Source organism: Stenotrophomonas sp. 05L414_2, assembly GCF_056397905.1.
Map to the genome: position 1 here is coordinate 1 of NZ_JBFTOJ010000299.1, position 1,887 is coordinate 1,887.

Annotated in this window: 3 protein-coding genes; all 3 read left to right on the forward strand. The window is 59.3% G+C overall.

Annotated features, from left to right (window positions below; all coding sequences use genetic code 11):
• A partial coding sequence (locus AC1DJN_RS21800) for a type IV secretion system protein (RefSeq protein ID WP_478040234.1) occupies positions 1-622 on the forward strand: 622 nt, incomplete at its 5' end.
• Between the two features lie 11 nt (positions 623-633).
• A complete protein-coding gene (locus AC1DJN_RS21805) occupies positions 634-1,152 on the forward strand; it encodes a DUF4189 domain-containing protein (RefSeq protein WP_442251186.1) in 519 nt (172 codons plus the stop codon).
• A 218-nt stretch (positions 1,153-1,370) separates the two neighbouring features.
• Positions 1,371-1,826: a DUF4189 domain-containing protein gene (locus AC1DJN_RS21810; RefSeq protein WP_235189944.1), complete on the forward strand. Its 456-nt coding sequence runs from the start codon at positions 1,371-1,373 to the stop codon at positions 1,824-1,826.
• The last annotated feature ends 61 nt before the right edge of the window (positions 1,827-1,887 follow it).

Here is a 1,887-nt window from a genome sequence, read left to right on the forward strand (position 1 = left end):
GGGCACCGCTGGCCCAGCCATCACTGCTGGCGCGATGCTGATGCTGTATGAAATCGCCATGGCGCTGTTCATTGGCTTCGGTCCGCTGTTCATCCTCTGCCTGCTGTTTGATCAGACCAAACAACTGTTCCAACGCTGGCTCTTCTACGGGATCGGCACGATGTTCTCCATGGCCGTACTTGCTGCCATGGTCTCCATTGCGCTGGACATGGTGGTGCGTGTGGCCGCGACATTCTGGACGACCGCATTGGTACAGGAGTTCATCCTCAAGGAAAGCATGTCCGACGGCATGACCAGTCAGGCAATGCAGCAGGGTGGCATGGGTCTGATCCTCACCGCGTTGATCCTGACTACACCCCCAATGGCGGCGATGTTCTTCCAGGGCACGCTGGGCACCTTCATGGCATATTCGCAGATAGGTGGCGGCGCCAGTGCCTCGCCGAGTGCCGATGGTCGTCCGCCGGGTATGTCGGCGCCGCCGCCGACGGCCCCAGAGTCGTCTTCTGGCTCAAACTCCCATGGTCAGCAATCGGTGATGGGTAAGATGTTTGATGGTACCGGAGGCCCGGGTTCAGCAATTCCCGGTCAGCGCGGTGCGGCAAATCCGAATCATGGAAACTAGAGATTCAGCTGATGAACCTAACCGCCTCCTTGAAGCATCTGTGTCTATCCTTGGTCCTGCTGGGCTCTGTACACATAAGTTCGGCGTTCGCTGAAGGGCGCTGCCCTCCTGGTCAGTACCCGATTGGCGACCAAGGCGTTGGTGGTTGCGCTCCCATACCAGGCGCAGGACAAAGCGCCCCTGAGGAGAATCCCGGGCATTGGGTCAAGACATGGGGTGCTGTCGCCAGCTCCCCTAGTGGAGATGCAGGTTCAGCTACTGGGCATCAGGCTAAGGCTTCGGCAGAGCGCCAAGCCGTCGAGCGATGCCGGCAAGGCGGAGCTACGGACTGCACAGTCGTTTTTACCTACTACAACCAGTGCTATGCGGTTGTCCGGGCTGCACGACCGGAGAATGGTATGAGGTTCAACACCGGCGCCACGAAAGAACAGGCGCAGGAGCGGGCAGTGAAGGATTGCAAGGGCTTGGGAAGTCAGGAATGCTCTGTTTTCCACTCGGAYTGCACCAAGCCTTTCTTTCAGGAGGGCTGAACGGGCGAATTTTGCTGCCTCCGGTTCTTTGAAATTCGCTCGAAGTACTGCGGAGGGCTTCAAGAAGAATTGCGGGCGCGGAGCATCAGGTTAAAGGGTGATCAAAAGCGATGTTGGGAGAGTCTTGGCAATGGCCGACTTCACGCCTTTGAGCGGTACTGCAATTTCTTTGGCCTTGACGCTGGCGTTTGCCGTTCTCGTCGTTACCGGTAATGCGAATGCCGAGGGCCGATGCCCAGCCGGCCAGTACCCCATCGGCGATCAAGGAGTCGGCGGATGTGCTCCGATTCCCGGGGCCGGGGGAGCCGCCCGTGAGCCGGAACCCGCTGCGCAGTGGCATAAAGACGTGGGGCGCCATTGCTTCCTCGCCGAGTACGTCTGAAGCAGGTGTTGCGACAGGGAAGGCGACGAAAGAGGACGCGGAGCGTGTTGCTCTGGAGGGATGCGGCATGCACGCTGCTCGCGATTGCAGAATACTCATCGCATACAGAAACCAGTGCGCAGCCTGGGTGGTTCCTCACAACAAAAGCAATGGCGCGCGTAGTGGCGCTGCGAGCGGGCACGACATGAAGGAAGCCATCGTGCAGGCGCAGAAGATCTGCATCGATCCTGCAGGGACGCAATGCAAGATCGCCTACTCAGCGGGTTCTGAGCCGGTCTATGAGGCGTTGTAGCGACAACGCCCGCAACCAGCAGTGCTCCAGAACGTGTTGACTCCTCACGACAAGAGCAGGC